This window comes from Pseudomonas sp. ICMP 3272 (genome assembly GCF_001466905.1).
Classification (GTDB): Bacteria; Pseudomonadota; Gammaproteobacteria; order Pseudomonadales; family Pseudomonadaceae; genus Aquipseudomonas; species Aquipseudomonas amygdali.
The window spans coordinates 69,683-93,068 of record NZ_LKEK01000035.1 but is presented as its reverse complement, the minus strand read 5'-3'; the positions used below and the strand labels follow the sequence as shown (position 1 = coordinate 93,068).

The following is a 23,386-nucleotide window of genomic DNA, read 5'->3' as shown; positions in this document are numbered from 1 at the left end:
GACTCTTAAAGGGCGGTGGAGAGGTCTTGAAGCTCGAGCGCCAGCGGCTCGGGGCCGGACAGCTTGATGCGTTCATCGGGTGCCAGCGACAGAGTCGCGCCAACCACATTCGGGCGGATCGGCAGTTCACCGGCGTCCAGGTCCAGCAGGCAGACCAGCGTGACGCTGGCCGGGCGGCCGTAGTCGAACAGCTCATTGAGGGCGGCGCGGACAGTACGACCACTCATCAGCACGTCATCGATCAGCACCAGATGCTGCCCTTCTATTTCGAACGGCAGGTCCGAAGGTCGCACTTGAGGGTGCAGGCCGTTCTGGCTGAAGTCATCGCGATAGAACGAAACGTCCAGGGTGCCGAGCGGAGCGGGGTTGTTCAGTGCCTTGAGCAGCGCCTGGGCAACCCATACACCGCCAGTGCGGATACCAATGAAACGAGGGTCGCTGATGCCGCGCTTGCTCAGGTGAGCGTTCAGGTCAGTGGCCATCTGACGAATCAGTTCGGCGGGATCGGGCAGGCTCATGGTTGCTCCTTAGAGGCTCGGGCAGCGTCGGTCCGTGGCGCGATGCTCAAGCGATAACGTGGAATCCGGGTATCTCGAAGCGATAAAGGCAGAAAAAGTCACACATTCAACAGCTCGGGGTGCTCGTCCAGCCAGCCTTGCAGAAGCAGCGCAGCGGCAATGGCATCCACCGGGTTGTCGCGATAGCTGCCTTTCTGGCCGCCGCGAGCCATGCGCTCGCCTTTGGCTTCGAAGGTCGTCAGGCGTTCATCATGGGTGTAGACGGTTACACCAAAGCGTCCGTTGAGCTTGCGCGAAAACTTTTCCGCGCGCGCGCTCATGTCGCTGGGCGTACCGTCCATGTTCAACGGCAGACCCACCACGATCGCATCAGGTTTCCACTCGTTGATCAGCGCCTGAACCTTGTCCCAGTCCGGCACGCCATTCTGCGCCTTGAGCGTACAGAGTTCACGTGCCTGACCGGTAATGGCCTGACCGACCGCAACGCCGATCTGTTTGGTGCCGTAATCAATCCCCAGCAGCAGCCGTAAAGCGGCCATCAAGCGTGCCCTGCCTGGGTCGATATGAGGTTGAGATTGATGCCCAGGCGTCTGGCTGCTGCATCGAGGCGCAGCTCACTGTCGACATCGAACAGGATGGCCGGGTCAAACGAGCAGGTCAGCCAGGCGTTGTCAGCCATTTCCGCATCCAGTTGGCCGGCGTCCCACCCCGCGTAGCCGAGGGTGATCACATTTTGATCAGGCCCGTAGCCATCGGCGATTGAAAACAGCACGTCCTGCGAGGTCGACAGCGAAATCCCGCCGGGAAGATTGACTGTGGCCTGAAACGTCTGGCCACTGGGATGCAGGACAAAGCCGCGATCGGTTTGCACCGGGCCGCCCGAATGTATGGCGATTTCCTGGCAGCGTTTGGGCGCAGGAAGCTCCGGTCGCAGTTGCTCGAGTACATCTGCCAGGGTCAGGCTTTGCGGGCGGTTGATCACCAGCCCCATTGCGCCATTGGCGTTGTGCTCGACAACGTAGGTCAAGGTCTGAGCAAAGTTCTCGTCGTGCATGTGGGGCATGGCGATCAGGAACTGGTGCTTTAGATAACTCGGGGAGACTTTTTTCATGAGTCCTAGTTTGGCGTTGCCTTGCGTGCCTGACAACTGACACTTGTACGTGTCGGGTGTCAGTTGGCAAAAAATTCAATTGCTTGACAGCTTGTCGCCGCGTGCAAATTTCCAGGTGCGGATGATCTCCAGCCGGTCGATGTCTGCCAGATCGCCGGTGAACGGCGCAAAAGGTGCTGCCAGACGCACGATTCGTTGTGCAGCCTGATCCAGCAAAGGTTGCCCTGATGATTCAAGCACCAGCACTTCATACAGCGAGCCGTCCCGATTTATTGACACAAGAAGTCGCAAATTGCCATAGATCTGCTTGCGTCGTGCTTCCTCAGGATAGTTCAGGTTTCCGACCCGCTCGACCTTCTTGCGCCAGTCGTCCTTGTACCAGGCACCTTTGTCGCGCATGGTCGAGGCCGCATTGAGGCGGTGGATCTTCGGGCGCTTGGCGTAAAGCTGCTGCTCGGTCGACAGTTCGGCTTCCAGGCTGGCAATTTCGTTGCTCAGCTCCGCGCTGTCAAAGGTCGGTGCGGCCTTGGTGGTTGGCTCGGGCTTGACCTCATCGCGTTTGGCCACGGTTTTCTGCTGGCTGGGCGCAGTGGTCGCGACCGCGGTCTTGGGCGCTTCCTGCTTGACCACCGGCTTGCTGGCCGGAGGCGGGGTGACCTTGTTGACCTTGGTGTCCTGATACGGCGCCAGCTCGGTGGTCTTGAGCGTTTCGGCCTTGTCCAGAGTGCCGCTGCCCTGTTGATCGTCCTGTGCCAGAAAATCCGCCTGTTTAGGCTTTTCTTCGCTTTTGAACGTGGCGAGGGTGATTTCCAGGGTCTGCGAGATCTGCTCCGGCTTTACATAGGTGAAACCCACGCCAAGGATCACCGCGAGGTGGATCAGCGCCGCGATCATCATGGTAAAGCCCAGGCGATCGGCAGGACGCACACCCACATTGGCGAGCTCGAGGGGGAGGTCGTTTCTGGCCATGGATGTCATTGGCGGTTCAGCATCTCGTCAGCCTGCATGTCAAAATCCGTGTCGTGTTACAGGTGGCGCATGATAACGCAATGTACGGCGAAGCTCTGTTGCGGATCGGACGAAGGGACGCCGTGGCGCACGGTTTGATCCGTGGCCCGCGGCGTCAGCCGTTGATCAGCCCTTGCGCGCCTGCAGCTTCTTGTCGATTGCATCCATCAACAGGCCGCCGATGTTGGTGCCGAAGGCATTGTCGATTTCGCGGATGCAGGTCGGGCTGGTGACGTTGATTTCGGTCAGGTGCTCACCGATCACGTCGAGGCCGACGAACAACAGGCCTTTTTCGCGCAGGGTCGGGCCGATCTGTTCGGCGATCCAGCGGTCCTTGTCGCTTAGCGGACGGGCTTCGCCACGCCCGCCTGCGGCCAGGTTGCCACGTGTTTCACCGGCGGCAGGGATGCGCGCCAGGCAATACGGGACCGGTTCGCCATCGACCATCAGAATGCGCTTGTCGCCGTCCTTGATGGCGGGCAGGTAGCCCTGCGCCATGATTTGCTGCGTGCCGTGAGCGGTCAGGGTTTCGAGGATTACTGACAGGTTCGGATCGCCCGCCCGATGGCGGAAGATCGACGCGCCGCCCATGCCGTCCAGCGGCTTGAGGATGACGTCGCCATGTCTTTCGGCAAATTCGCGAATGATGTCGGCGCGGCGGCTGACCAGGGTCGGCGGCGTGCATTGGGGGAACAGCGTGGCGAACAGCTTCTCGTTGCAGTCACGCAGGCTCTGCGGCTTGTTGACGACCAGCACGCCTGCGCGCTCGGCCTGCTCAAGCAGGTAGGTGGCGTAGACGAATTCCATGTCGAACGGCGGGTCCTTGCGCATCAGGATCACGTCCAGGTCATCGAGACCTGCGTCCACTTCTGCTTCGAACTCGAACCATTTGGCCGGGTCGGCAAACACCTTGAGCGGCTTCATGCGCGCGCGGGCCTGGCCAGCGTCCTGATACAGGTCTTTCTGTTCCATATAGAACAGCGACCAGCCGCGTTCCTGTGCGGCAAGGAGCATGGCCAGCGAGCTGTCCTTTTTATAGGAAATGCGCTCAATGGGGTCCATGACAATCCCTAGGCGAACGCTCATGGGCAATATCCTCTGATCGGTAAGGGTCGTAACGACCGTAAAATTGGCATCAGGGTGGCGTTCCGTTTGCTCCCGGTCAAGGGGCAGGCCCGCCACGGTGCGCTTTATGGATTGAGTCTGGAGAGTATGCTAAAAAGGCTCGGCATCCGGTTTTCGATCCTTGTGGATCAATGAAGCGATACCGTCAGGCTCCCAGTGCCTCGCAGAATGCGCAAAAATTCGCTGCGGCGATGGAAGAGCAGCTATGGAACAACACGCCTCCGCCTTGAAAGTCATGGTCATCGATGACTCGAAGACCATTCGCCGCACCGCCGAAACGCTGCTTAAAAACGCAGGTTGTGAAGTCATCACTGCGATAGACGGTTTCGACGCGCTGGCCAAGATTGCCGATAACCACCCACGAATCATATTCGTAGATATCATGATGCCGCGTCTGGACGGTTATCAGACGTGTGCGCTGATCAAGAACAACCGCGCATTCAAGTCCACGCCGGTCATCATGCTGTCCTCCAAGGACGGTCTGTTCGACAAGGCCAAGGGGCGGATTGTCGGTTCCGATCAGTTTTTGACAAAGCCTTTCAGCAAGGAAGAACTGCTCAGCGCGATCAAGGCTCATGTGCCGGGCTTCGTTGCAGCAGAACAACACATATCATGACGCCCGCGCCCGATGTGGCACGCTCGTAACCTGACGGGGAACACCCATGGCTCGAATATTGATCGTCGATGACTCGCCGACTGAAATGTACAAACTCACCGGCATGCTGGAAAAGCACGGTCATGAAGTGCTCAAGGCCGAAAATGGCGCTGATGGCGTGGCCTTGGCCCGTCAGGAAAAACCCGATGCAGTGCTGATGGACATCGTTATGCCCGGGCTCAACGGCTTTCAGGCCACGCGTCAGCTGACCAAGGATGCCGACACCAGCATGATCCCGGTGATCATGATCACCACCAAAGATCAGGAGACCGACAAGGTCTGGGGCAAACGCCAGGGCGCGCGGGATTACCTGACCAAACCGGTGGATGAAGAAACCCTGATGAAAACCCTGAATGCGGTGCTGGCCGGCTGATTGCCGGAATCGCCATGGCCGAGCCACGTACTGCCTTTGAACTGCTTCTTGATATGGATCGACGCTGTCGTTCGCTGGCGGCGGGCCTGCCGCTGCAGGAAGCTCATCAGCAGGATTGGGTCGGCATCGGTTTCCGGATGGGTGAGCAGCGCTTCGTGGCACCTATCGGCGAAATCGCCGAAATCCTTCACGAGCCTCATCATGCAGTGATGCCGGGCGTGAAGTTCTGGGTGGCGGGTATCGCCAATCTGCGCGGCCGATTGTTACCACTCATGGATTTATGCGGGTTTTTCGGCCACGAACTGACCCCCGCGCGCAAACAGCGCCGGGTGCTGGTTGTCGAACACAACGATGTGTTCGCCGGTCTGCTGGTCGATGAGGTGTTCGGCATGCAACGTTTCAGTCAGTTGAGCCTCATACCCCAGACATCACAAGACATCGATCAAGGTATCGCGCCGTTCTTGCGCGGGCAGTTCATTCGCGAGCAGGCGTGGCAGATATTCAGTCCGTGGGCGCTGGTGCAGTCTGCAGACTTCATGGACCTGGCATCTTAGGCTCTGGTTTGTTTTGTTTCACAATTGATCCAGGCGGGGGCCTGATTAATGAGTAATACAGGCAGATCAAGGGAAGGCGCGCGCAGCCGGACGCAGATTATTCTGCTGTTTGTCGCGCTTATCGTTTTCATCATGTTGCTGTTCGCCAACTTCGCCTATCTCAACACTCAATCGAACTACGACAAACAGTACATCGGGCATGCTGGTGAGCTACGCGTGTTATCCCAGCGCATCGCGAAAAACGCCACCGAAGCGGCCGCCGGTAAAACCCAGGCGTTCAAGCTGCTGGCCGATGCGCGCAACGATTTCGACGTGCGCTGGGGCTACCTGAGAAAAGGCGATCCGGCCACCGGGCTGCCTGCGGCTCCTGATCTGATACGCGACGAATTGCGCACCGTTCAGCGCGACTGGGAAGGGCTGCGCAAAAGTACCGATGTGATTCTGGCCAGCGAACAGACGGTTTTGTCGCTGCATCAGGTGGCTGCGACACTGGCCGAAACCATCCCGCAATTGCAGGCCGAATACGAAAAAGTCGTGGAAAGCCTTCTGCAAAGCCGTGCGCCGGCTGCGCAGGTGGTGGTTGCGCAGCGTCAGGCGCTGCTCGCAGAACGAATCCTCGGCTCGGTCAATACCGTGCTGGCCGGTGACGAAACAGCGGTGCAGGCAGCCGATGCGTTTGGCCGCGACGCCAGCCAGTTTGGTCGTGTGCTCAACGGCATGCTGGAGGGCAACGCCACGCTGCGAATCTCCCAGGTTGAAGACCGCGATGCCCGTGCACGTTTGGCGGAAATTGCCGAGCTGTTCGAGTTTGTGTCCGGCTCGGTAGACGAGATTCTTGAAACCTCGCCCGAGCTGTATCAGGTGCGTGAGGCGTCCGGAAACATTTTCAACACCTCACAGACCCTGCTGGATGAAACCTCGGTACTCACCAACAGCCTGGAAAACATGGCCAAGCGCCGTACTGTGAATACCATCGGTGGCTATGTACTGGGCTTGCTGGCGCTGATGTCGATCATCCTTATCGGTCTGGTCATGGTCCGCGAGACCAACCGCCAGTTGCGCGAAACCGCACAGAAGAGCGAGCGTAACCAGACGGCGATCATGCGTTTGCTGGACGAGATCGAGAACCTCGCTGACGGTGATCTGACGGTGACGGCCTCGGTGACCGAAGATTTCACCGGCGCGATTGCCGATTCCATCAATTATTCCATCGACCAGTTGCGCGAGCTGGTGGTGACCATCAACCTGACGGCCGAACAGGTTGCTGCTGCCGTTACCGAAACTCAGGCCACGGCCATGCAGTTGTCTGCCGCCTCCGAGCATCAGGCGCTGCAGATCAGCGCGGCTTCGACGGCAATCAACGACATGGCAGCGTCCATCGATCAGGTGTCGACCAATGCATCGGAGTCCTCGGCGGTGGCAGAGCGCTCCGTGGCGATTGCCAACAAGGGCAACGAGGTCGTACACAACACTATTCACGGCATGGATAACATTCGCGAACAGATTCAGGACACTTCCAAGCGTATTAAGCGCTTGGGTGAGTCTTCTCAGGAAATCGGCGATATTGTCAGCCTGATCGACGACATTGCCGATCAGACCAATATTCTGGCCCTCAACGCGGCCATTCAGGCTTCGATGGCCGGTGACGCAGGACGTGGCTTTGCCGTGGTGGCTGACGAAGTACAGCGGCTGGCCGAGCGCTCGTCGTCTGCCACCAAGCAGATCGAAACGCTGGTGCGGGCCATTCAGAACGACACCAACGAGGCGGTCATCTCCATGGAGCAGACCACCAGCGAAGTGGTACGCGGCGCACGACTGGCGCAGGACGCCGGGGTAGCGCTGGGTGAAATCGAAGGGGTTTCCCGAGTGCTGGCCGAACTGATCGAAAGCATCACCGATGCGGCTCACCAGCAGGCCGAGTCGGCCGGACAGATTTCACAGATCATGACCGTCATTCAGCAGACCACCTCGCAGACCACCTCGGGCACCTCGGCCACGGCCGAAAGCATCGGCAATCTGGCAAAAATGGCCAGCGAAATGCGTCGTTCGGTATCGGGTTTTGCCCTGCCGTCATCGAAGAAAGCCGGATGATGTACAACCAATGAACAACCTTGATTGGGTAACAGGCGGTACTCGTCATGGCTGATCGTCACGATTACGTGGCCCTTGAATGGCTTAAGGGCGAAATCGCCGAAACGCTGCGCCAGGCCCGCAACGAGCTGGATGCCTTCATAGAAGACCCGGCCAACAGCGCGGCGATGGCCGAGTGTCTGAACCTGGTGCATCAGGTTCACGGCAGTCTGCAGATGATCGAGTTTTACGGCGCGGCGTTGCTGGCCGAGGAAATCGAGCAACTGGCGCTGGCGGTCCAGCAGAACCGTGTCAGCCATCCGGTGGAGTCCGAGCAACTGCTGATTCAGGCCATGAGTCAGTTGCCGGTTTATCTGGAGCGTATCCACTCCGCGCGCCGCGACCTGCCGCTGGTGGTGTTGCCGCTGCTCAATGACCTGCGCAGTGCGCGGGGCGAAAGTCTGCTCTCGGAAACCAGCTTGTTCGCCCCGCAACTGGTCGTCGTTCCTGCGCTCGATGACCAGGAACTGGCGCGGCGCAATACCCCGGAATTGCCCAACCTGCTGCGCAAGCTGCGTCAGACCTTGCAGGCGGCGCTGGCGGGCCTGATGCGCGAGCAGGGTGTTCAGACCCAGCTCGGTTACATGGCCAAGGTGTTTGCCCGGCTGGAGCAGTTATGTGAGGACGCGCCGCTCGGGCCGCTCTGGCGAATCGCCTCGGCGCTGGTCGAAACCATGCTCAACGGCAACTTCACCAACAGCCCGGCCCTGCGCAGCCTGCTGAAAGATGCCGACAAGGAACTCAAGCGGCTGGCCGAGCAGGGCGTGACCGGCATCAATCAGCCGGCTCCCGAAGAGCTGCTGAAAAGCCTGCTGTTCTACATCGCCAAGTCCGACAGCCTGGCACCGAAGATGCTCGATCTCAAAGACCAGTACGCGCTGGCCGATGCCTTGCCCGGCAACGATGTGGTCAACGAAGAGCGCGCACGTATGGCCGGGCCGGACCGCGACGCCATGCGCTCGGTAATCGTAGCCTTGTGCGAAGGGCTGGTCCGGGTCAAGGAACGGCTTGACGTGTTCGTGCGCGGTGACCGCCAGCATGTCAGTGAGCTCAACGCGCTGCTGCCGCCGTTGCGGCAGATCGCCGATACCCTGGCGGTGCTTGGCTTCGGTCAGCCGCGCAAGGTGATCATCGATCAGCTTTCTGTCGTTCTGGGGCTGGCGCAGGGGCAGCGCGAGCCCAGCGACGGCGCGCTGATGGATGTTGCAGGCGCCTTGCTCTACGTCGAATCTACCCTGGCTGGCATGGCCGGGAGCAACGAACAGACCAGCCGCGAAGAAAGCCGCCTGCCGACCACTGACCTGACGCAGATTCATCAGCTGGTGATTCGCGAAGCCCGCACGGTGTTGCAGCAGGCCAAGGACGTGATCCTCGATTACATCGACGGCGAGTGGGATCGCCAGCGGCTCGACCCGCTGTGCGCGCTGATCGTGCAGGTACGGGGTGCGCTGGCGATGATCCCGCTGGCCCGTGCTGCCAGCCTGCTGGCCGCCTGCAACGAATACATTCAGGAACACCTGCTGGTGGACGAAACCCGTCCCAGCTGGGTTCAGCTCGATTGCCTGGCCGATACAATTACTGGCATTGAGTATTACCTGGAGCGCATGCTCGAAGACCATGAAGCGCCGGGTGATCAGGTCCTCGACATGGCTCAGCAAAGCCTGGCGCGGCTGGGCTATACACCCGCTGCCGACACCCTTGAAGTGCCGTTGCTGGAAGAAATCATCACCCAGGATGAGTTGCTGGAACTGGATGATCGCAAGGCGCTGGTCAGCCCTGCGCAAACCATTGCTCAGGTCCTTGCCAGCCCGGTGTCGGCAGTCAATCCGCCTGCACGCAACGTACCCACCAGCCTGTTGCCGCCTTCGGCAGATGAAGAGGCAGTGGACGACGAGTTGCGCGAAGTCTTTCTGGAAGAGGCAGACGAGGTCCTCGACGCATTGCGCGAGTATCTGCCACGCTGGTTTGCCTCGCTGGGCAGCGGGGGGCATTGGGACAGCACCGCACTGACCGAAGTGCGCCGGGCGTTTCATACCCTCAAGGGCAGCGGCCGGATGGTGCGTGCGCTGATCCTCAGTGAACTGGCCTGGTCGGTGGAGAACCTGCTCAACCGGGTGCTGGAAGGCGATGTGCTGCCGGGCCTTGAAGTTCAGCAATTGATGAGCGAAGTGCTGACGCTGCTGCCGTCGGTGATTCGCGATTTCGCCGAGGATGCGCAGCGCCAGCGTAACGATGTCGACCTGCTGGCGGCCCGTGCCCATGCGCTGGCCAATGGGCTTGAGCTGCCGGTACTGCCTGCAGCCCCTGACCCAGTGCCAGGCGAAGCGCTTGATCCACAATTGCTGGAAATTTTCCGTCAGGAAGCGCTCGGGCATCTGAATACCCTGGGTCGTTTCCTCGACAATGCGGAACAATCGGCATCGCCTTCGATCAGCGACGCTGTGCTGCGTGCACTGCACACGCTCAAAGGTAGCGCGCACATGGCCGGCGTGTTGCCGATTGCCGAGCTGGCCAGCCCGCTCGACCAGTTGGTGCGTGAATACAAAGCCAACCTTATCGACATCGGCGCGCCCGAACTCGCCCTGCTGCGCAGCGCAGAACCGTTGTTGCACAGCGGGCTCAAGCAACTCGACACAACCCCGCTGGCAGCCATTGCGGGTGCTGCGGAGCTGATCGAAGCGGCTCTGGCGCTGCTCAACGAGCGCCTCACCGTGGTGCTGCGCGAGTCGGACAGTGGCCTGCGGATCAAGCGCAATCCCACGCTGCTTGCCGGCTTTCTGGCCGAAGGCATGGACATCGTCCTGGATGCGGAAAACCTGTTGCGGCGCTGGCGTCAGCACCCCGGCGAACGTCAGGAGCTGAGCGCGTTGCTCGATGAACTGACCACGCTGGGGCATGGCGCGCATCTGGCCGATCTGCCGCAGGTCGATGAACTCTGCGAAGCCTTGCTCGACCTTTACGGCGCGGTCGAGGAAAGCAGCCTGGCGGTCAGCGAACGCTTTTTCGATGCGGCAGAGAATGCCCACGAAGCGTTGATCAATATGCTTGATCAGGTGGCTGCCGGTCAGGATGTCGAACCGCGTCCCGAATGCGTGCGTGCCTTGAACCAGTTGCTGGATCAGGCGCTGGACCCTTCGGCGACCGGTCTGGTCAAGAGCGACGGCCACCGGACCCTGAGCGTCACCGAACTCAACGCGGCCACCGAGCAATTGGCCAGTGAGGCCGAGCACACTGAAACTGCCGGCCCGGACGACGAGATCGTCGAGATATTTCTGGAAGAGGCCGTCGATATCCTCGACAGCGCCGGTCAGGCCTTACAGCGCTGGCTGGCTGATCCGGAAAACTCCGCGCCGCTGGCCTCACTGCAGCGCGACCTGCACACCCTCAAGGGCGGCGCGCGGATGGCCGAGGTGGCCGAGGTGGGCGACCTTGCCCACGAACTGGAAAACCTCTACGAAGGCTTGATTGACCGGCGCTTCAACCATTCGCCAGCGCTGGCCGAACTGCTGCATGAGAGTCACGACCATCTGGCGATTCTGCTGGAGCAGTTGTATCGGCAGGAAGCGCTCAGTGACCCCTCGGCCTTGATCGAAGCGCTGGGCCGCTGCCGCACGCTCGAGAGCTCAGGGTCTGATGTGCAGGCGCCGCCAGCGGCCAGCGAAGATCTTCCCGAACATGACACTGAGCTGCGTGAAGTCTTCCTTGAGGAGGGTTTCGATATCATCGAAAGCTCGGGCGCTGCGCTGGCCCGCTGGCAGGCCGATCCGCACAACCTGCTGGAAGTCGAAAACCTGTTGCGTGACCTGCACACCCTCAAGGGCGGCGCGCGGATGGTCGAAATCGCCCCGATAGGCGATCTGGCCCACGAGCTGGAAACGCTTTATGAAGGGCTTTCTGCCGGCAACCTGCAACCTGCGCCATTGACGATCAGCCTGTTGCAGAGCGGTCACGATGTACTGGCCGATATGCTCGACGCAGTGCGTAACGAAAAGCCGCTGCCTGATGCCTCGCTGCTGATTGAAAGCATCCGCAGACTGGCCAGCGATGAACCGGTGGGCGAGCCGGTGGTTGCGCAAGCTTTTGAAACCGGTCCTGAATCGGTGGTGGCCGTCGCGCCTGCTGCTGACGGCGAGGTCGAGCGCAGCGGGCCGGAAATGGTCAAGGTGCCCGCCGAGCAACTGGAAGACCTGGTCAACCTGGCCGGTGAAACGTCCATTTTCCGTGGGCGGATCGAACAGCAGATTCTTGATTCACAGGTCGCGCTGCTGGAAGTGGAAACCACTATCGAGCGGATGCGCGATCAATTGCGTCGCCTGGATATGGAAACCCAGGGCCGCATTCTCAGTCGTGAACAGGTTCAGGCCGAGCGGCTGGGTTATGAGGAATTCGACCCGCTGGAAATGGACCGTCACTCGCAGTTGCAACAGTTGTCGCGTGCACTTTTCGAGTCTGCCTCCGACCTGATGGACCTCAAGGAAACCCTAGGTGCGCGAGCCCGCGACGCTGAAACGCTGCTGTCGCAACAGGCCAGGGTCAACACCCAGTTGCAGGAAGGCCTGATGCGTACGCGCATGGTGCCGTTCGAGCGCCTGGTGCCGCGTTTGCGTCGCGTGGTACGCCAGGTTGCCTCGGAGCTGCACAAGAAGGTCCATTTCGAGGTCGGTAATGCCGACGGTGAAATGGACCGCAATGTGTTGGAAAGGATGGTCGCGCCGCTGGAACACATGCTGCGCAACGCGGTTGATCATGGCTTGGAAAGCACCGAGAAACGCATCGCTGCCGGTAAGCCGGAGCAGGGCCATATCAGCCTTGAGCTGATGTACGAAGGCGGCGATATGGTGATCGAGTTGAGCGATGACGGCTCGGGTGTCGACCTGGCAGCCGTGCGCCGCAAGGCCATCAAACGCGGCATGATCCATCCGGATGCCGATCTGTCCGACCATGAGGTTTTGCCGTTCATTCTGCAGGCGGGGTTTTCCACCAGCGAGATCATCACCCAGATTTCCGGACGTGGCGTCGGCATGGATGTGGTGCATGCCGAGGTCAAACAACTGGGCGGCTCGATGGTCATCGACTCGGTGCCTGGCAAGGGCACGCGCTTCCGTATTCGCCTGCCTATTTCGGTGTCGGTCAACCGTGCGCTGATGGTGACCTGCGGCGAAGAGCAATACGCCGTGCCGCTCAATACCGTTGATGGCATCGTGCGCGTCATGGCCAATGAGCTGGACGGCTACTACCAGACCAGCCCGCCGCGCTATCAATATGGCGGACGCAGTTACGAGCTGCGTTATCTGGGCGAGTTGCTGGGCAGCAGTCCACCCAGGCTCGCCGGGCAATTGCAGCCGCTGCCGGTGTTGCTGGTGCATTTGCAGGATCAGTGGGTGGCGGTGCAGGTCGATGCGCTGGCAGGTTCACGCGAAATTGTGGTCAAGAGCCTTGGCGCGCAGTTCTCAAGGGTGCAGGGCATTTCCGGTGCGACCATTCTGGGTGATGGGCGTGTGGTGCTGATTCTCGACTTGATGGCGCAGATTCGTACCTTGCAGGGCTTGCCTTTCAGAGGGTTGGCGCCTGTCTACCACGAAGCCGAGCACGCCAGACCGTTGCTGGTGATGGTGGTGGACGATTCGGTGACGGTACGCAAAGTCACCAGCCGGTTGCTTGAGCGCCACGGCATGCATGTGCTGACCGCCAAGGACGGGATTGACGCCATGACCCTGTTGCAGGAGCACACGCCTGACATCATGCTGCTGGATATCGAAATGCCACGCATGGACGGCTTTGAAGTAGCCAGCCAGATCCGCCAGGACGAACAGCTCAAGGAACTGCCGATCATCATGATCACTTCCCGCTCGGGCCAGAAGCACCGCGATCGGGCCATGGCGGTGGGCGTCAATGAGTACCTGAGCAAGCCTTATCAGGAAACCGTGTTGCTGGAGAGTATTGCTTACTGGAGTCAGGTGCATGTCTGAAGGTACGTTCCAGACCAGTCGCCTGACCAGCCTGACCGGCCTGCTGTTGCCGTTGAGTGACCGGCATTTGCTGCTGCCCAACGTCGCGGTCGCCGAGTTGATCGACTATCAGGACTGCAGCGCAGAGCCGGGCGCTCCCGAGTGGTATCTGGGGCCGATCAGCTGGCGTGAGCTGACATTACCGCTGCTCAGTTTCGAAGCCGCCTGCGGAGGCCGCACCCGCGTGGGTGGCCGGGCCCGGATTGTAGTGCTCAACGCACTGGGCGGACGCAACGATGTCAGGTTCATCGCCCTGCTGACCCAGGGCATCCCGCGCTCGTGCAAGGTCGACAGCCAGTTGAGCTACGTCGACGTTCCGCTGGCCGAACTGGAGCTGGCCGCCGTACAGATCGGCGAAACCGTAGCCCGCATTCCCGACCTCGAAGGCCTGGAGCAATGGCTGGTGGATGCAGGGCTGTCATAGGTAAAGAGGACGCGGAGCGTCCAGAACGGCATGCGACGCGGAGCGTCGCATGATAGTTACAGGATTATCGTTCCTCACGCTCCAGCGTGGGAATGCCGTGCGTGACGCTCCGCGTCACAGATCTGTGCCGCGCCGCACATTCCGGATAGGACGCGGAGCGTCCAGAACGGCATGCGACGCGGAGCGCCGCACGATAGTTACAGGATTATCGTTCCTCACGCTCCAGCGTGGGAATGCCGTGTGTGATGCTCCGCGTCACAAATCTGCGCCGCACCGCACAGTCAGGATCGGACGCAGAGCGTCCAGAACGGCATGCGACGCGGAGCGCCGCACGATAGTTACAGGATTATCGTTCCTCACGCTCCAGCGTGGGAATGCCGTGCGTGACGCTCCGCGTCACAGATCTGTGCCGCGCCGCACATTCCGGATAGGACGCGGAGCGTCCAGAACTGCATGCGACGCGGAGCGCCGCACGATAGTTACAGGATTATCGTTCCTCACGCTCCAGCGTGGGAATGCCGTGTGTGATGCTCCGCGTCACAAATCTGCGCCGCACCGCACAGTCAGGATCGGACGCAGAGCGTCCAGAACGGCATGCGACGCGGAGCGCCGCACGATAGTTACAGGATTATCGTTCCTCACGCTCCAGCGTGGGAATGCCGTGCGTGACGCTCCGCGTCACAGATCTATGCCGCGCCGCACACTCAAGGCAGGACGCAGAGCACGGTGAGCATGGGCACGATAGGGGACCAAAAGCCTCACGACGAACAGCTGATTTCCAGATGCTTGCCCCAGTCCGGTGGTCGCTGGGCGTAGCCTTCCATTCCGGGTTGTTCGGTGAAGGGCGTGCAGAGCACCTGATGCAGACGGCGGACTTCTGCATAGTCACCTTTTTCCGCTGCGGCGATAGCGTTCTGGGCCAGGTAGTTGCGCAGTATGTATAGCGGATTGACCGCGTGCATGCGGGTTTGACGCTCCTGCTCGGTGCCGTTGTCCTCGAGGGCAATACGCGCCAGATACGCTTCTGCCCAGCCATCGAAACCCTTGATGTCGACAAAGTCGTCGCGCAATGTGCGCAGCGCTTCTGCGGCGGGCTGATCGCCCAGGCGGCGGAAAAACAGGGTGTAGTCCACGCCACTGTTCTGCATCAGCTTCAACAATTGGCTGACCAGTTGTTCGTCCTGCTCTTGGGCAATGGTCAGGCCCAGTCGACGACGCATCAGGTCCAGGTAGTGCGCTTGATAAAGCGGCAGGAACAAGCCGATGGTCTCGCGTAACGCTTCCACGCTGATGAACGGTGTCAGCGCCTGCGCCAGTGCGCTCAGGTTCCATTGCGCGATAGGCACCTGATTGCTGAAGGAGTAGCGACCTTCGTGATCGGAATGGTTGCAGATGAAGTGCTCATCGAAATCGTCCAGAAACGCGAACGGTCCGAAATCGAAGGTAATGCCCAGAATCGACATGTTGTCGGTGTTCATCACGCCATGACAGAAGCCGTAGGCCTGCCACTTGGCAATCAGCTCGGCGTTACGCTCGACGATTTCGCGGAACATCGCCAGATACGGCTCGGGCTGTTCCTGGCAATGCGGGTAATGCATCGTCAGCACATGTTCGGCCAGCGTCTTCAGCTGCTCTGGCTGTTTGGTGTAGAAGAAGTACTCCAGACTGCCGAAGCGCACATGGCTCTGCGCCAGACGCAGCACCATGGCTGCATGTTCCTGGGTTTCGCGCCACACCGGCGTGCTGGAGCTGACCACACACCCCGCGCGGCTGCTGGGGATGCCCAGCGCGTGCAGGGCTTCGGAGGCCAGAAACTCGCGGATCGACGAGCGCAGTACGGCGCGCCCGTCACCCATCCGTGAATACGGTGTGCGGCCTGCGCCTTTGAGGTGCAGGTCCCAGTGCTCGCCGGCGTCGTTATACACCTCGCCTAGCAACAGCCCGCGACCGTCGCCCAGGCGCGGGTTGTAGGAGCCAAACTGATGGCCGGAATAAACCATCGCTCGCGGCTCGGCTTCGGACCACAGCTTGTGGCCGCTGAATATCTCCGCGAACAGTGGCAGATCGGCTTGTTCAGGGGCCAGGTCCAGCAGTGCCAGTGCTGACTGGCTTGCAACCACAAGCCGCGGCGTTTCGATGGGCTCAGGCAGCACGGAGGTGGAGAACGCATCGCCCAGACGGGCAAAGCGGTTGTCGAAAATGAGTTCGTCGAGTGCTTTCAAAACGTAGCGCCTCCAGAGGGGGATTTCAGGCTTTCAACGAAGCGGCGGCCTGCCTGGCTCGTCGGGCGTGTTGCAACGGTCAGAACCCGTAGACCGGGTCCCGGGGTGGTAGTTCTGGCGATCAGGTAGACGCCCGGACTACCGGGCCCGGGTTCGCTCGTAGGCGGCTAGAATCGTGCGCTCCGATTGCACCAGATATTCTTCGAGCATATGGGTCGCTTCATCGGTCTTGCCAGCGTCGAGGCGGCCGAGCACGGCAGCATTCATGTCCAGGTAGGGCGAGTGGAGCAATTCCGGATTGTTGAGCAGCCCGAAAGCCAAGCGCAATTCTGCCGAGATCTGCGCATAAAACGCTACCAGTCGCGGGCTGTCGGACAGTTCGACGATGGCCTTGTGAAACTTCATGTTGGCGGTGCCCACGGCCATCCAGTCATTGGCTTCACGGGCGCGCACGCCTGCCTCGACCGCATTGCGCATGTTCTGCACGCCAGGATGCTGCGGATATGCCTGGGCAATCGCCCTGCATTCGATGAAGCGCCGGATGCGATAAATATCGATGATCGAGGCCATATCAGGCTTGGCCACGGTCACGCCGCGGTTGGGTTCATGAGTGAGCAAACCCTCGCGGGTCAGAATTCTGAAGGCTTCTCTCAAGGTATTGCGGGAAATCTGCAGGCTTTCGGCCAGCGCCGCTTCCGAAAGACGTTGACCGGGAACCAGCTCACCCTCGACCAGCATTCTGCGAAGCTCTGTGGTTATTGATTCTCCAAGCGTACGAGGGAGGAGAGAAGCAGCGTCGTTCATAAAGGGTCCGGATAAGGAAAAGCCGAGTCGATATTCCACGACAGCTCATTGGCTGGCAAGGACGAAGGCCATCCGATGCTTCATCAGGTAGCACACTTGAGTTCAAGCGTAACAATATGGTGCGTATTGTTGATCCATAAGATATGGATTGTTCAACAATATTATCTTTATGTATCTACAACTTGGCGCTGTTTAATGCCCTTTGGCATGCTCATTGCTCTGGCAGGTTACCTCTCATCTCAGGAATGCCGCCGTGACACAGACTGCCAATGAGTTCACCAAGGCGCGTCGCGCCTCATTGATCGCCGCGATCTTCATGATGGCGACCTCTGCCATCGGCCCAGGCTTTCTGACCCAGACAGCCACCTTCACCGCGACCCTGGGGGCGGCGTTTGCCTTCGGCATTCTGGCGTCGATCCTGATCGACTTCGTGGTGCAGTTGAATGTCTGGCGCATTGTCACGCTGACCAGAATGCGCGCATCGGATCTGGCCAACGCGGCGATCCCCGGCAGTGGTTACCTGCTGGCGGTGCTGGTCATTTTCGGCGGGCTGGTATTCAGTCTGGGCAACATTGCCGGTGCAGGGCTGGGGTTGAATGCCTTGATCGGCCTTGACCCCAAATGGGGTGGCGCCTTGAGCGCGCTGATCGCCATTGCGATCTTCTCGTCGCACCGTGCGGGTATTGCGATGGATCGCATCATGATGGTGCTGGGTACCTTGAAAGTCTGCCTGATCCTGTTCGCTGCCTTCGCCTCGCATCCGCCGCTGGGCGAGGCGCTGCGTCAGACGGTATTGCCGGACATGGTCGATTTCGCCGCCATCACCACCATCGTCGGCGGCACGGTCGGCGGCTATATCACTTATGCCGGTGCTCACCGCTTGCTGGATCGCGGCACCGTCGGGGTCGAGAACATCGATGTAGTGTCCAAGGCGGCGTTGACCGGTATTCTGGTCACCGGGGTTGTCCGTTACATACTGTTTCTGGCAATCCTCGGCGTGGTCGCCAGCGGCGTTGTCATCGATGTATCCGGCCAGGGCGCAAACCCTGCGGCCCAGGCGTTCACCGCTGCCGCTGGCAACTTCGGCCTGATCATGTTCGGCCTGGTGCTCTGGGCGGCCGGCATCAGCAGCGTGATCGGCGCGTCCTATACTTCGATGTCGTTCATCACGGTATTTTCCAAACGCATCACCGAGCGCGTGCGCAACCTGGCAACTGTCGGCTTTATCCTGATCACCGTGGTCGTATACGTCATGTGGGGCAAACCACCGGCCGCGCTGCTGGTCTTTGCCGGGGGCTTCAACGGTTTGATCCTGCCACTGGGCCTGAGCATTTTCATGTACGTCGGCTGGCGCCGGTCCGACATGATGGACGGCTACCACTACCCGCGCTGGCTATTGGTGCTGGGCGTGCTGACCTGTCTGCTGTCGTGGTACATGGCGTTCAAATCGGCGGGAGCCATCTTTGCCTTCATCAATGCAGCCTGATTTCGGAGAATAAAAATGCCTGCAATAGACCTCAACAGTGACCTTGGTGAAAGCTTCGGCGCCTGGAGCATGGGCGACGACGAGGCGATTCTCGATGTGGTCAGCAGTGCCAACGTGGCCTGCGGTTTTCATGCTGGCGATCCGGCCGGCATCCTCCGTACCCTCGAGGCCGCTGCGGCCCGCGGCGTTGCCATTGGTGCGCATGTGGCTTACCCGGACCTCGTCGGGTTTGGCCGTCGCAACATGGACATCCCGAGCGACCAGTTGACGGCCGACGTCATTTATCAGATCGGCGCGCTTCAGGGCCTGGCGCGCAGCGCCGGTACCAGCGTGACATACGTCAAACCTCACGGCGCGCTGTACAACACCATCGCTGGCGATCAGCGCCAGGCGGCGGCGGTCATTCAGGCGCTGTTGCGCATCGACCCTGCGCTGAAGCTGGTGTGTCTGGCCAATTCGCCACTGCTCGGCTGGGCGCGGGAAGCTGGACTCGCGTGCGTTGCCGAAGCGTTCGCCGACCGGGCCTACACCGCTGAAGGCACGCTGGTCTCCCGTTCGCGGCCCGGTGCCGTGCTGCACGATGCCGAACTGATCGCCGAACGCATGCTGCGTCTGGTGCGCGACGGGGTTATCGAGGCTGAAGACGGCCGCGAAATCAGTCTGCAAGCCGATTCTATCTGCGTACACGGCGACAGTCCGGGCGCGGTGAACATCGCCCGCATTCTGAAAGACCGTTTGCACGACGCAGGCGTTACCGTCCGCGCATTCAACCGGGGCTGACCATGAACAACACCTTGCAACACGCCCGTCAGGCGGCTATCGAGGCACGTACCCGCTATCGACAAGGGTTTGTTTCGCCGACCGCGGGTCAGGCCCCCGGTCTGACCCAGTGCAACATGATCACGCTGCCGCGCGACTGGGCCTATGACTTTCTGCTGTTCGCCCAGCGCAATCCGCAAGCCTGCCCGGTGCTGGATGTGACCGAGCCTGGCAGCTACACCACGCTACTGGCCGAACAGGCCGACCTGCGCACCGACCTGCCGTTGTATCGGGTCTGGCGTGATGGGCAACTGGCTGAAGAAGTCAGCGACGCCAGCGAAATCTGGGCGCAGCACGGCGATCTGGTCAGTTTTCTGATCGGTTGCAGCTTCACCTTCGAGACCGACCTGATGAACGCCGGGATCGATGTGCGTCACATCAGCGAAGGCTGCAACGTACCGATGTACCGCAGCAATCGTGTCTGTCGACCTGCCGGGCGCTTGCAGGGAAACATGGTGGTGTCGATGCGGCCCATCGCTGCCGACCGGGTTGCCGAGGCAGCAAGGATCACCGGGCGCTACCCCGGCGTGCACGGCGCCCCGGTGCATGTCGGCGAACCTGAGCTGCTTGGCATCAAGGACCTCGCGCATCCGGACTTCGGCGATGCCGTGAGCATCAAGCCCGGCGAGATTCCGGTGTTCTGGGCCTGCGGCGTGACCCCGCAGGCGGTGGTCATGGCGTCCCGTGTGCCGTTTGCGATTTCCCACGCACCGGGGCACATGTTCATTACCGATATTCCGGACAGCTACTACCACGTATAGGAGAGGCTCATGCGTTTCTACCCGGCCAACCTGGACGCGCTCCTGGTTGAACTGTCGAACCTGGACGAGACTCTGGCCCTGTTCGAATCGTTACAGCAGAGGCCCATCGCAGGCGTGGAGGAAATCGTTCCGGCGGCCCGGACGTTGCTGGTGCATTTTCGCCCGTCCGCCATCGGTTTCGAGGCGCTTGCGGCGCAGATTGCCTCGCGTGACATTCGCGGCAGCGCTCGCGAGCCCGGCAAGCTGATTGAAATACCCGTGCATTACAACGGTGAAGACTTGGCTGATGTGGCCCGCGAGCTGGACATCAGCGTTGACGAAGTGATCAAGCGCCACACCGGCAGCGACTACAACGTTGCCTTCTGCGGCTTTGCGCCCGGTTTTGCCTACCTCAGTGGCGGTGCCGGCTTTGTGGTGCCGCGGCGCAGCACGCCGCGCACGCGCATTCCGGCTGGCGCAGTGGCGTTGGCCGGTGGCTTCAGCGGTGTTTATCCACAGGCCAGCCCCGGAGGCTGGCAGATCATCGGCGTGACTCACTCAAAAATGTGGGACCTGGGCCGCGACGAGCCAGCCTTGCTTCAGCCTGGCTATCGCGTGCGCTTTCAAGACGCGGGTCCGCTGCCCGTGACCAGCGTTTCGGTGGCTGCGCCCGTTCGTCAGCAGGCGTCGACAATCACCGAAGACTATCTGCAAGTCGTTACGCCGGGTCTGCAGACCCTGTTTCAGGACCTGGGGCGTCCCGGTCGGGCAGGGCAGGGTGTTTCCGCATCGGGTGCGCTGGATCGCGGCGCATTGCGTGCGGCCAATCGCGCAGTAGGCAACGAGCCAGGCACTGCTTGTCTGGAAATTCTCATGGGTGGCCTGACGTTTACCTGTCAGGGCCAGGCGGTGGTAGCGGTTACCGGTGCTCAGGCGCCTGTCGAGGTGCTGACGGCTGATGGCCAACGCATGCAGCCGCCGCTTTACGCGCCGTTTTCGTTGCAGAGCGGCGATCAGGTGAGCATCGGTTCGCCCATCGCAGGCTTGCGCAGTTATCTGGCCGTTCGCGGTGGTTTTGTCCACGAGCCGGTGCTGGGCAGTCTGTCCACTGACACGCTGGCCCAGGTCGGACCCGCAGCGCTGGCGGCTGGCGACCGGCTGGGCTTCAAGTGCAGAACCGGCGGCGCTGCGGTGTCGACTGGCGAACAACCGGCCTTCGACATGCCGCGCAATGATCAGGTCATTACCCTGGATGTGGTCATGGGGCCGCGCAGCGACTGGTTCACCGCCGAGGCGCAGGCGTTGCTTGCGCAGCAAACCTGGCTGGTTACGCCGCAATCCAACCGTATCGGTATCCGCCTGGCGGGCGAGCAGTCGCTTGCGCGCGCCGTCAGTGGCGAACTGCCCAGCGAGGGCACCACGGTCGGTGCCATTCAGGTACCGCCCAGTGGCCAGCCGGTACTGTTTCTGGCGGACCACCCGTTGACCGGCGGTTACCCGGTCATCGGCGCAGTCGCTACCTATCACCTGGACAAGGCCGGGCAGATTCCGGTCAATGCCCGCATTCGTTTCAACCCGCTGAGCGCCTTCGAGCCAGTGCGCCCCGCCACTTCAGACGAGACCAATAACAGATGAAAAAGGTTCTGATTGCCAACCGTGGCGAAATTGCCGTGCGCATTGCCCGCGCCTGCCGTGACTATGGGGTTGCCTCGGTGGCCGTGTATGCCGATGCCGATATCGACGCGCTGCATGTGCTTCAAGCCGATGAAGCCTATGGGCTGCAAGGTGAGCGCCCGACCGACACCTATCTGAACATCGAAAAACTGCTGGCAGTGGCTGCTCGTGCCGGTGCCGACGCGGTTCACCCGGGGTATGGCTTCCTCTCGGAGCGCGCCGACTTTGCCCGCGCCGTGATCGACGCCGGCCTGACCTGGATCGGCCCGGACCCTGCAACCATCGACGCATTGGGTGACAAGGTGCAGGCCCGGCGCATCGCCTTGAAAGTCGGTGCGCCGCTGGTAGCCGGTACTGAAAACCCGGTGAAAGATGCCTCTGAGGTGCTTGCGTTCGCCGAGCAGCACGGCCTGCCGATTGCCATCAAGGCCGCCTTTGGCGGCGGTGGTCGAGGCTTAAAGGTGGCCTGGAAGCTGGATGAAGTCAGCGAACTGTACGAGTCTGCCGTACGCGAGGCAGTAACCGCGTTTGGCCGTGGCGAATGCTTTGTCGAACGCTTTCTGGACCGTCCTCGTCATATCGAAGCGCAGATCATCGCCGACCGCCACGGCCGCGTAATCGTCGTCGGCACCCGCGACTGCTCGCTGCAACGCCGCAACCAGAAGCTGATCGAAGAAGCCCCAGCGCCTTACCTGAATGATGAACTGCGCCAGCGCATCCACGATTCTGCCCGTGCGGTTTGTGCCGAGGCAGGTTATGTCGGTGCCGGTACGGTGGAATTCCTGCTCAGTGGCGACGGCACCCTGTCATTTCTGGAGGTCAATACGCGCTTGCAGGTCGAACACCCGGTGACTGAAGAAACCAGCGGTGTGGATCTGGTCATCGAGCAACTGCGCGTGGCCGACGGCCTGCCGCTGTCGTTCGATGGTACGCCTGTACCACGCGGGCACAGCTTCGAATTCCGCATCAACGCCGAAGATGCAGGCAACGGCTTTTTGCCGACCCCGGGCACCATCGACGTGTTTCAGCCACCGTCCGGACCGGGCGTGCGCCTGGACACCGGCGTGACAGAAGGCTCGCGAGTGTCAGCGAACTTCGATTCGATGATCGCCAAACTGATCGTCACCGGCGCGACCCGCGAACAGGCTATCAGCCGCGCCCGCCGCGCCCTGGCCGAGTTCAAAGTGGAAGGCGTCGCCACCGTGCTGCCGTTCCATCGAGCCGTCATGGCCCACGACGACTTCACCGCCGCCAATACCTTCGCCGTCCACACCCGCTGGATCGAAACCGACTTCGCCGAGCACGTCACCATCGCACCGCGCAACGCTGCGCCAGTCGATGCAGGCGTGCTGCGCACCTTCGTTGAAATCGACGGCAAACGCCACGAACTGGGCCTGCCCGCCGCGCTGCTGGCCGGCATGAGCCTGAACGCTGCCGCACCGGCTGACGCCAGCCAGCCAGCTGCCGACGCCCCTGACCCGCACGCAGTACTGACGCCGGTCGCGGGCAACCTGCATGCCTGGGCGGTTGAAGACGGTGCGACAGTAGAGAAGGGACAGGTGATCGCCATTATGGAGGCGATGAAGATGGAAACATCGATACTGGCGCCGTGTGCCGGAACCGTGCAGATCAGCAAGGAGCCTGGCGGGTATCTGGAGGCGAAGGTGGTGATTGGTCGGGTTGAGGCCTGATTTGATTGCAATCGCGCGTCAACCGGGCGGTTACCCGATTGACG

The 23,386-nt window shown here is 61.0% G+C and carries 18 protein-coding genes; 11 read left to right on the top strand and 7 right to left on the bottom strand.

Features of this window, described 5'->3' with window-relative positions; translation table 11 throughout:
• Positions 1-5 precede the first annotated feature (5 nt).
• The 5 genes from pyrR to gshB all read right to left on the bottom strand — a co-directional run bounded on the left by pyrR (position 6) and on the right by gshB (position 3,723).
• Positions 6-518, bottom strand: coding sequence for a bifunctional pyr operon transcriptional regulator/uracil phosphoribosyltransferase PyrR (pyrR, locus tag AO068_RS04180; protein ID WP_002551733.1), 513 nt, complete (start codon positions 516-518; stop codon positions 6-8).
• 98 nt (positions 519-616) lie between these two features.
• Positions 617-1,057 carry a Holliday junction resolvase RuvX gene (ruvX, locus tag AO068_RS04175; RefSeq protein ID WP_002551734.1) on the bottom strand — a complete coding sequence of 147 codons (441 nt, stop codon included), beginning with the start codon at positions 1,055-1,057 and terminating at the stop codon, positions 617-619.
• Positions 1,057-1,629, bottom strand: coding sequence for a YqgE/AlgH family protein (locus tag AO068_RS04170; RefSeq protein ID WP_057422023.1), 573 nt, complete (start codon positions 1,627-1,629; stop codon positions 1,057-1,059). Before AO068_RS04170 ends, ruvX begins: the two co-directional genes overlap by 1 nt.
• 75 nt (positions 1,630-1,704) lie before the next feature.
• Complete coding sequence (locus AO068_RS04165) at positions 1,705-2,607, bottom strand: energy transducer TonB (RefSeq protein ID WP_058399849.1); 903 nt, start codon at positions 2,605-2,607, stop codon at positions 1,705-1,707.
• Between the two features lie 156 nt (positions 2,608-2,763).
• Positions 2,764-3,723, bottom strand: coding sequence for a glutathione synthase (gene gshB / locus AO068_RS04160; RefSeq protein ID WP_058407730.1), 960 nt, complete (start codon positions 3,721-3,723; stop codon positions 2,764-2,766).
• A gap of 244 nt (positions 3,724-3,967) precedes the next feature.
• On the opposite strand from gshB, the gene pilG reads away from it, so the two are divergent.
• Genes pilG through AO068_RS04130 form a run of 6 tightly spaced genes read left to right on the top strand, consistent with a single transcriptional unit; the run spans position 3,968 to position 13,906 of the window.
• The gene (gene pilG, locus AO068_RS04155; protein WP_002551738.1) at positions 3,968-4,378 is read left to right on the top strand and encodes a twitching motility response regulator PilG; all 411 of its coding nucleotides are present in this window, start codon (positions 3,968-3,970) and stop codon (positions 4,376-4,378) included.
• Positions 4,379-4,424: 46 nt separating this feature from the next.
• Entirely contained in the window at positions 4,425-4,790 is a 366-nt protein-coding gene (gene pilH, locus AO068_RS04150; RefSeq protein WP_003316741.1) for a twitching motility response regulator PilH, read from the top strand.
• A 14-nt stretch (positions 4,791-4,804) separates the two neighbouring features.
• Positions 4,805-5,344 (top strand): chemotaxis protein CheW, encoded by a 540-nt coding sequence (locus tag AO068_RS04145; RefSeq protein ID WP_002551740.1) that lies wholly within the window; start codon positions 4,805-4,807, stop codon positions 5,342-5,344.
• 48 nt (positions 5,345-5,392) lie between these two features.
• Complete coding sequence (locus AO068_RS04140; RefSeq protein ID WP_002551741.1) at positions 5,393-7,435, top strand: methyl-accepting chemotaxis protein; 2,043 nt, start codon at positions 5,393-5,395, stop codon at positions 7,433-7,435.
• Positions 7,436-7,482: 47 nt separating this feature from the next.
• Entirely contained in the window at positions 7,483-13,443 is a 5,961-nt protein-coding gene (locus AO068_RS04135) for an Hpt domain-containing protein (protein WP_058407729.1), read from the top strand.
• Complete coding sequence (locus AO068_RS04130; protein WP_002551743.1) at positions 13,436-13,906, top strand: chemotaxis protein CheW; 471 nt, start codon at positions 13,436-13,438, stop codon at positions 13,904-13,906. Before AO068_RS04135 ends, AO068_RS04130 begins: the two co-directional genes overlap by 8 nt.
• Before the next feature lie 758 nt (positions 13,907-14,664).
• Here AO068_RS04130 and selO read toward each other — a convergent pair.
• Together selO and AO068_RS04120 are read right to left on the bottom strand one after the other, a co-directional pair.
• Complete coding sequence (selO, locus tag AO068_RS04125; protein WP_058407728.1) at positions 14,665-16,128, bottom strand: protein adenylyltransferase SelO; 1,464 nt, start codon at positions 16,126-16,128, stop codon at positions 14,665-14,667.
• A 138-nt stretch (positions 16,129-16,266) separates the two neighbouring features.
• Positions 16,267-16,932 carry a GntR family transcriptional regulator gene (locus tag AO068_RS04120; RefSeq protein ID WP_080395112.1) on the bottom strand — a complete coding sequence of 222 codons (666 nt, stop codon included), beginning with the start codon at positions 16,930-16,932 and terminating at the stop codon, positions 16,267-16,269.
• 253 nt (positions 16,933-17,185) lie between these two features.
• Here AO068_RS04120 and AO068_RS04115 point away from each other — a divergent pair, with 253 nt between their 5' ends.
• The 5 genes from AO068_RS04115 to AO068_RS04095 are packed head-to-tail and all read left to right on the top strand — an operon-like array spanning position 17,186 to position 23,342.
• Positions 17,186-18,418: an NRAMP family divalent metal transporter gene (locus tag AO068_RS04115; RefSeq protein ID WP_058399854.1), complete on the top strand. Its 1,233-nt coding sequence runs from the start codon at positions 17,186-17,188 to the stop codon at positions 18,416-18,418.
• Between the two features lie 15 nt (positions 18,419-18,433).
• Positions 18,434-19,198, top strand: coding sequence for a LamB/YcsF family protein (locus AO068_RS04110; protein ID WP_002551748.1), 765 nt, complete (start codon positions 18,434-18,436; stop codon positions 19,196-19,198).
• Between the two features lie 2 nt (positions 19,199-19,200).
• Complete coding sequence (locus AO068_RS04105) at positions 19,201-19,998, top strand: putative hydro-lyase (RefSeq protein WP_058399855.1); 798 nt, start codon at positions 19,201-19,203, stop codon at positions 19,996-19,998.
• A 9-nt stretch (positions 19,999-20,007) separates the two neighbouring features.
• On the top strand, positions 20,008-21,612 hold the full coding sequence (locus tag AO068_RS04100; RefSeq protein WP_058407727.1) for a 5-oxoprolinase/urea amidolyase family protein: 1,605 nt from the start codon (positions 20,008-20,010) through the stop codon (positions 21,610-21,612).
• Complete coding sequence (locus tag AO068_RS04095; protein WP_058407726.1) at positions 21,609-23,342, top strand: acetyl/propionyl/methylcrotonyl-CoA carboxylase subunit alpha; 1,734 nt, start codon at positions 21,609-21,611, stop codon at positions 23,340-23,342. The genes AO068_RS04100 and AO068_RS04095 overlap by 4 nt, the downstream gene beginning before the upstream one ends.
• Positions 23,343-23,386: the final 44 nt, after the last annotated feature.

Excerpts from the sequence above, each read along its gene's own strand:
- ruvX (WP_002551734.1), bottom strand. The coding sequence starts at position 1,057 with ATGGCCGCTTTACGGCTGCTGCTGGGGATTGATTACGGCACCAAACAG.
- AO068_RS04105 (WP_058399855.1), top strand. The coding sequence starts at position 19,201 with ATGAACAACACCTTGCAACACGCCCGTCAGGCGGCTATCGAGGCACGT.
- pilH (WP_003316741.1), top strand. The coding sequence starts at position 4,425 with ATGGCTCGAATATTGATCGTCGATGACTCGCCGACTGAAATGTACAAA.
- gshB (WP_058407730.1), bottom strand. The coding sequence starts at position 3,723 with ATGAGCGTTCGCCTAGGGATTGTCATGGACCCCATTGAGCGCATTTCC.
- AO068_RS04170 (WP_057422023.1), bottom strand. The coding sequence starts at position 1,629 with ATGAAAAAAGTCTCCCCGAGTTATCTAAAGCACCAGTTCCTGATCGCC.
- pyrR (WP_002551733.1), bottom strand. The coding sequence starts at position 518 with ATGAGCCTGCCCGATCCCGCCGAACTGATTCGTCAGATGGCCACTGAC.
- AO068_RS04100 (WP_058407727.1), top strand. The coding sequence starts at position 20,008 with ATGCGTTTCTACCCGGCCAACCTGGACGCGCTCCTGGTTGAACTGTCG.
- AO068_RS04165 (WP_058399849.1), bottom strand. The coding sequence starts at position 2,607 with ATGACATCCATGGCCAGAAACGACCTCCCCCTCGAGCTCGCCAATGTG.
- AO068_RS04095 (WP_058407726.1), top strand. The coding sequence starts at position 21,609 with ATGAAAAAGGTTCTGATTGCCAACCGTGGCGAAATTGCCGTGCGCATT.
- AO068_RS04135 (WP_058407729.1), top strand. The coding sequence starts at position 7,483 with ATGGCTGATCGTCACGATTACGTGGCCCTTGAATGGCTTAAGGGCGAA.
- AO068_RS04120 (WP_080395112.1), bottom strand. The coding sequence starts at position 16,932 with ATGAACGACGCTGCTTCTCTCCTCCCTCGTACGCTTGGAGAATCAATA.
- AO068_RS04140 (WP_002551741.1), top strand. The coding sequence starts at position 5,393 with ATGAGTAATACAGGCAGATCAAGGGAAGGCGCGCGCAGCCGGACGCAG.
- pilG (WP_002551738.1), top strand. The coding sequence starts at position 3,968 with ATGGAACAACACGCCTCCGCCTTGAAAGTCATGGTCATCGATGACTCG.
- AO068_RS04145 (WP_002551740.1), top strand. The coding sequence starts at position 4,805 with ATGGCCGAGCCACGTACTGCCTTTGAACTGCTTCTTGATATGGATCGA.
- AO068_RS04130 (WP_002551743.1), top strand. The coding sequence starts at position 13,436 with ATGTCTGAAGGTACGTTCCAGACCAGTCGCCTGACCAGCCTGACCGGC.
- AO068_RS04110 (WP_002551748.1), top strand. The coding sequence starts at position 18,434 with ATGCCTGCAATAGACCTCAACAGTGACCTTGGTGAAAGCTTCGGCGCC.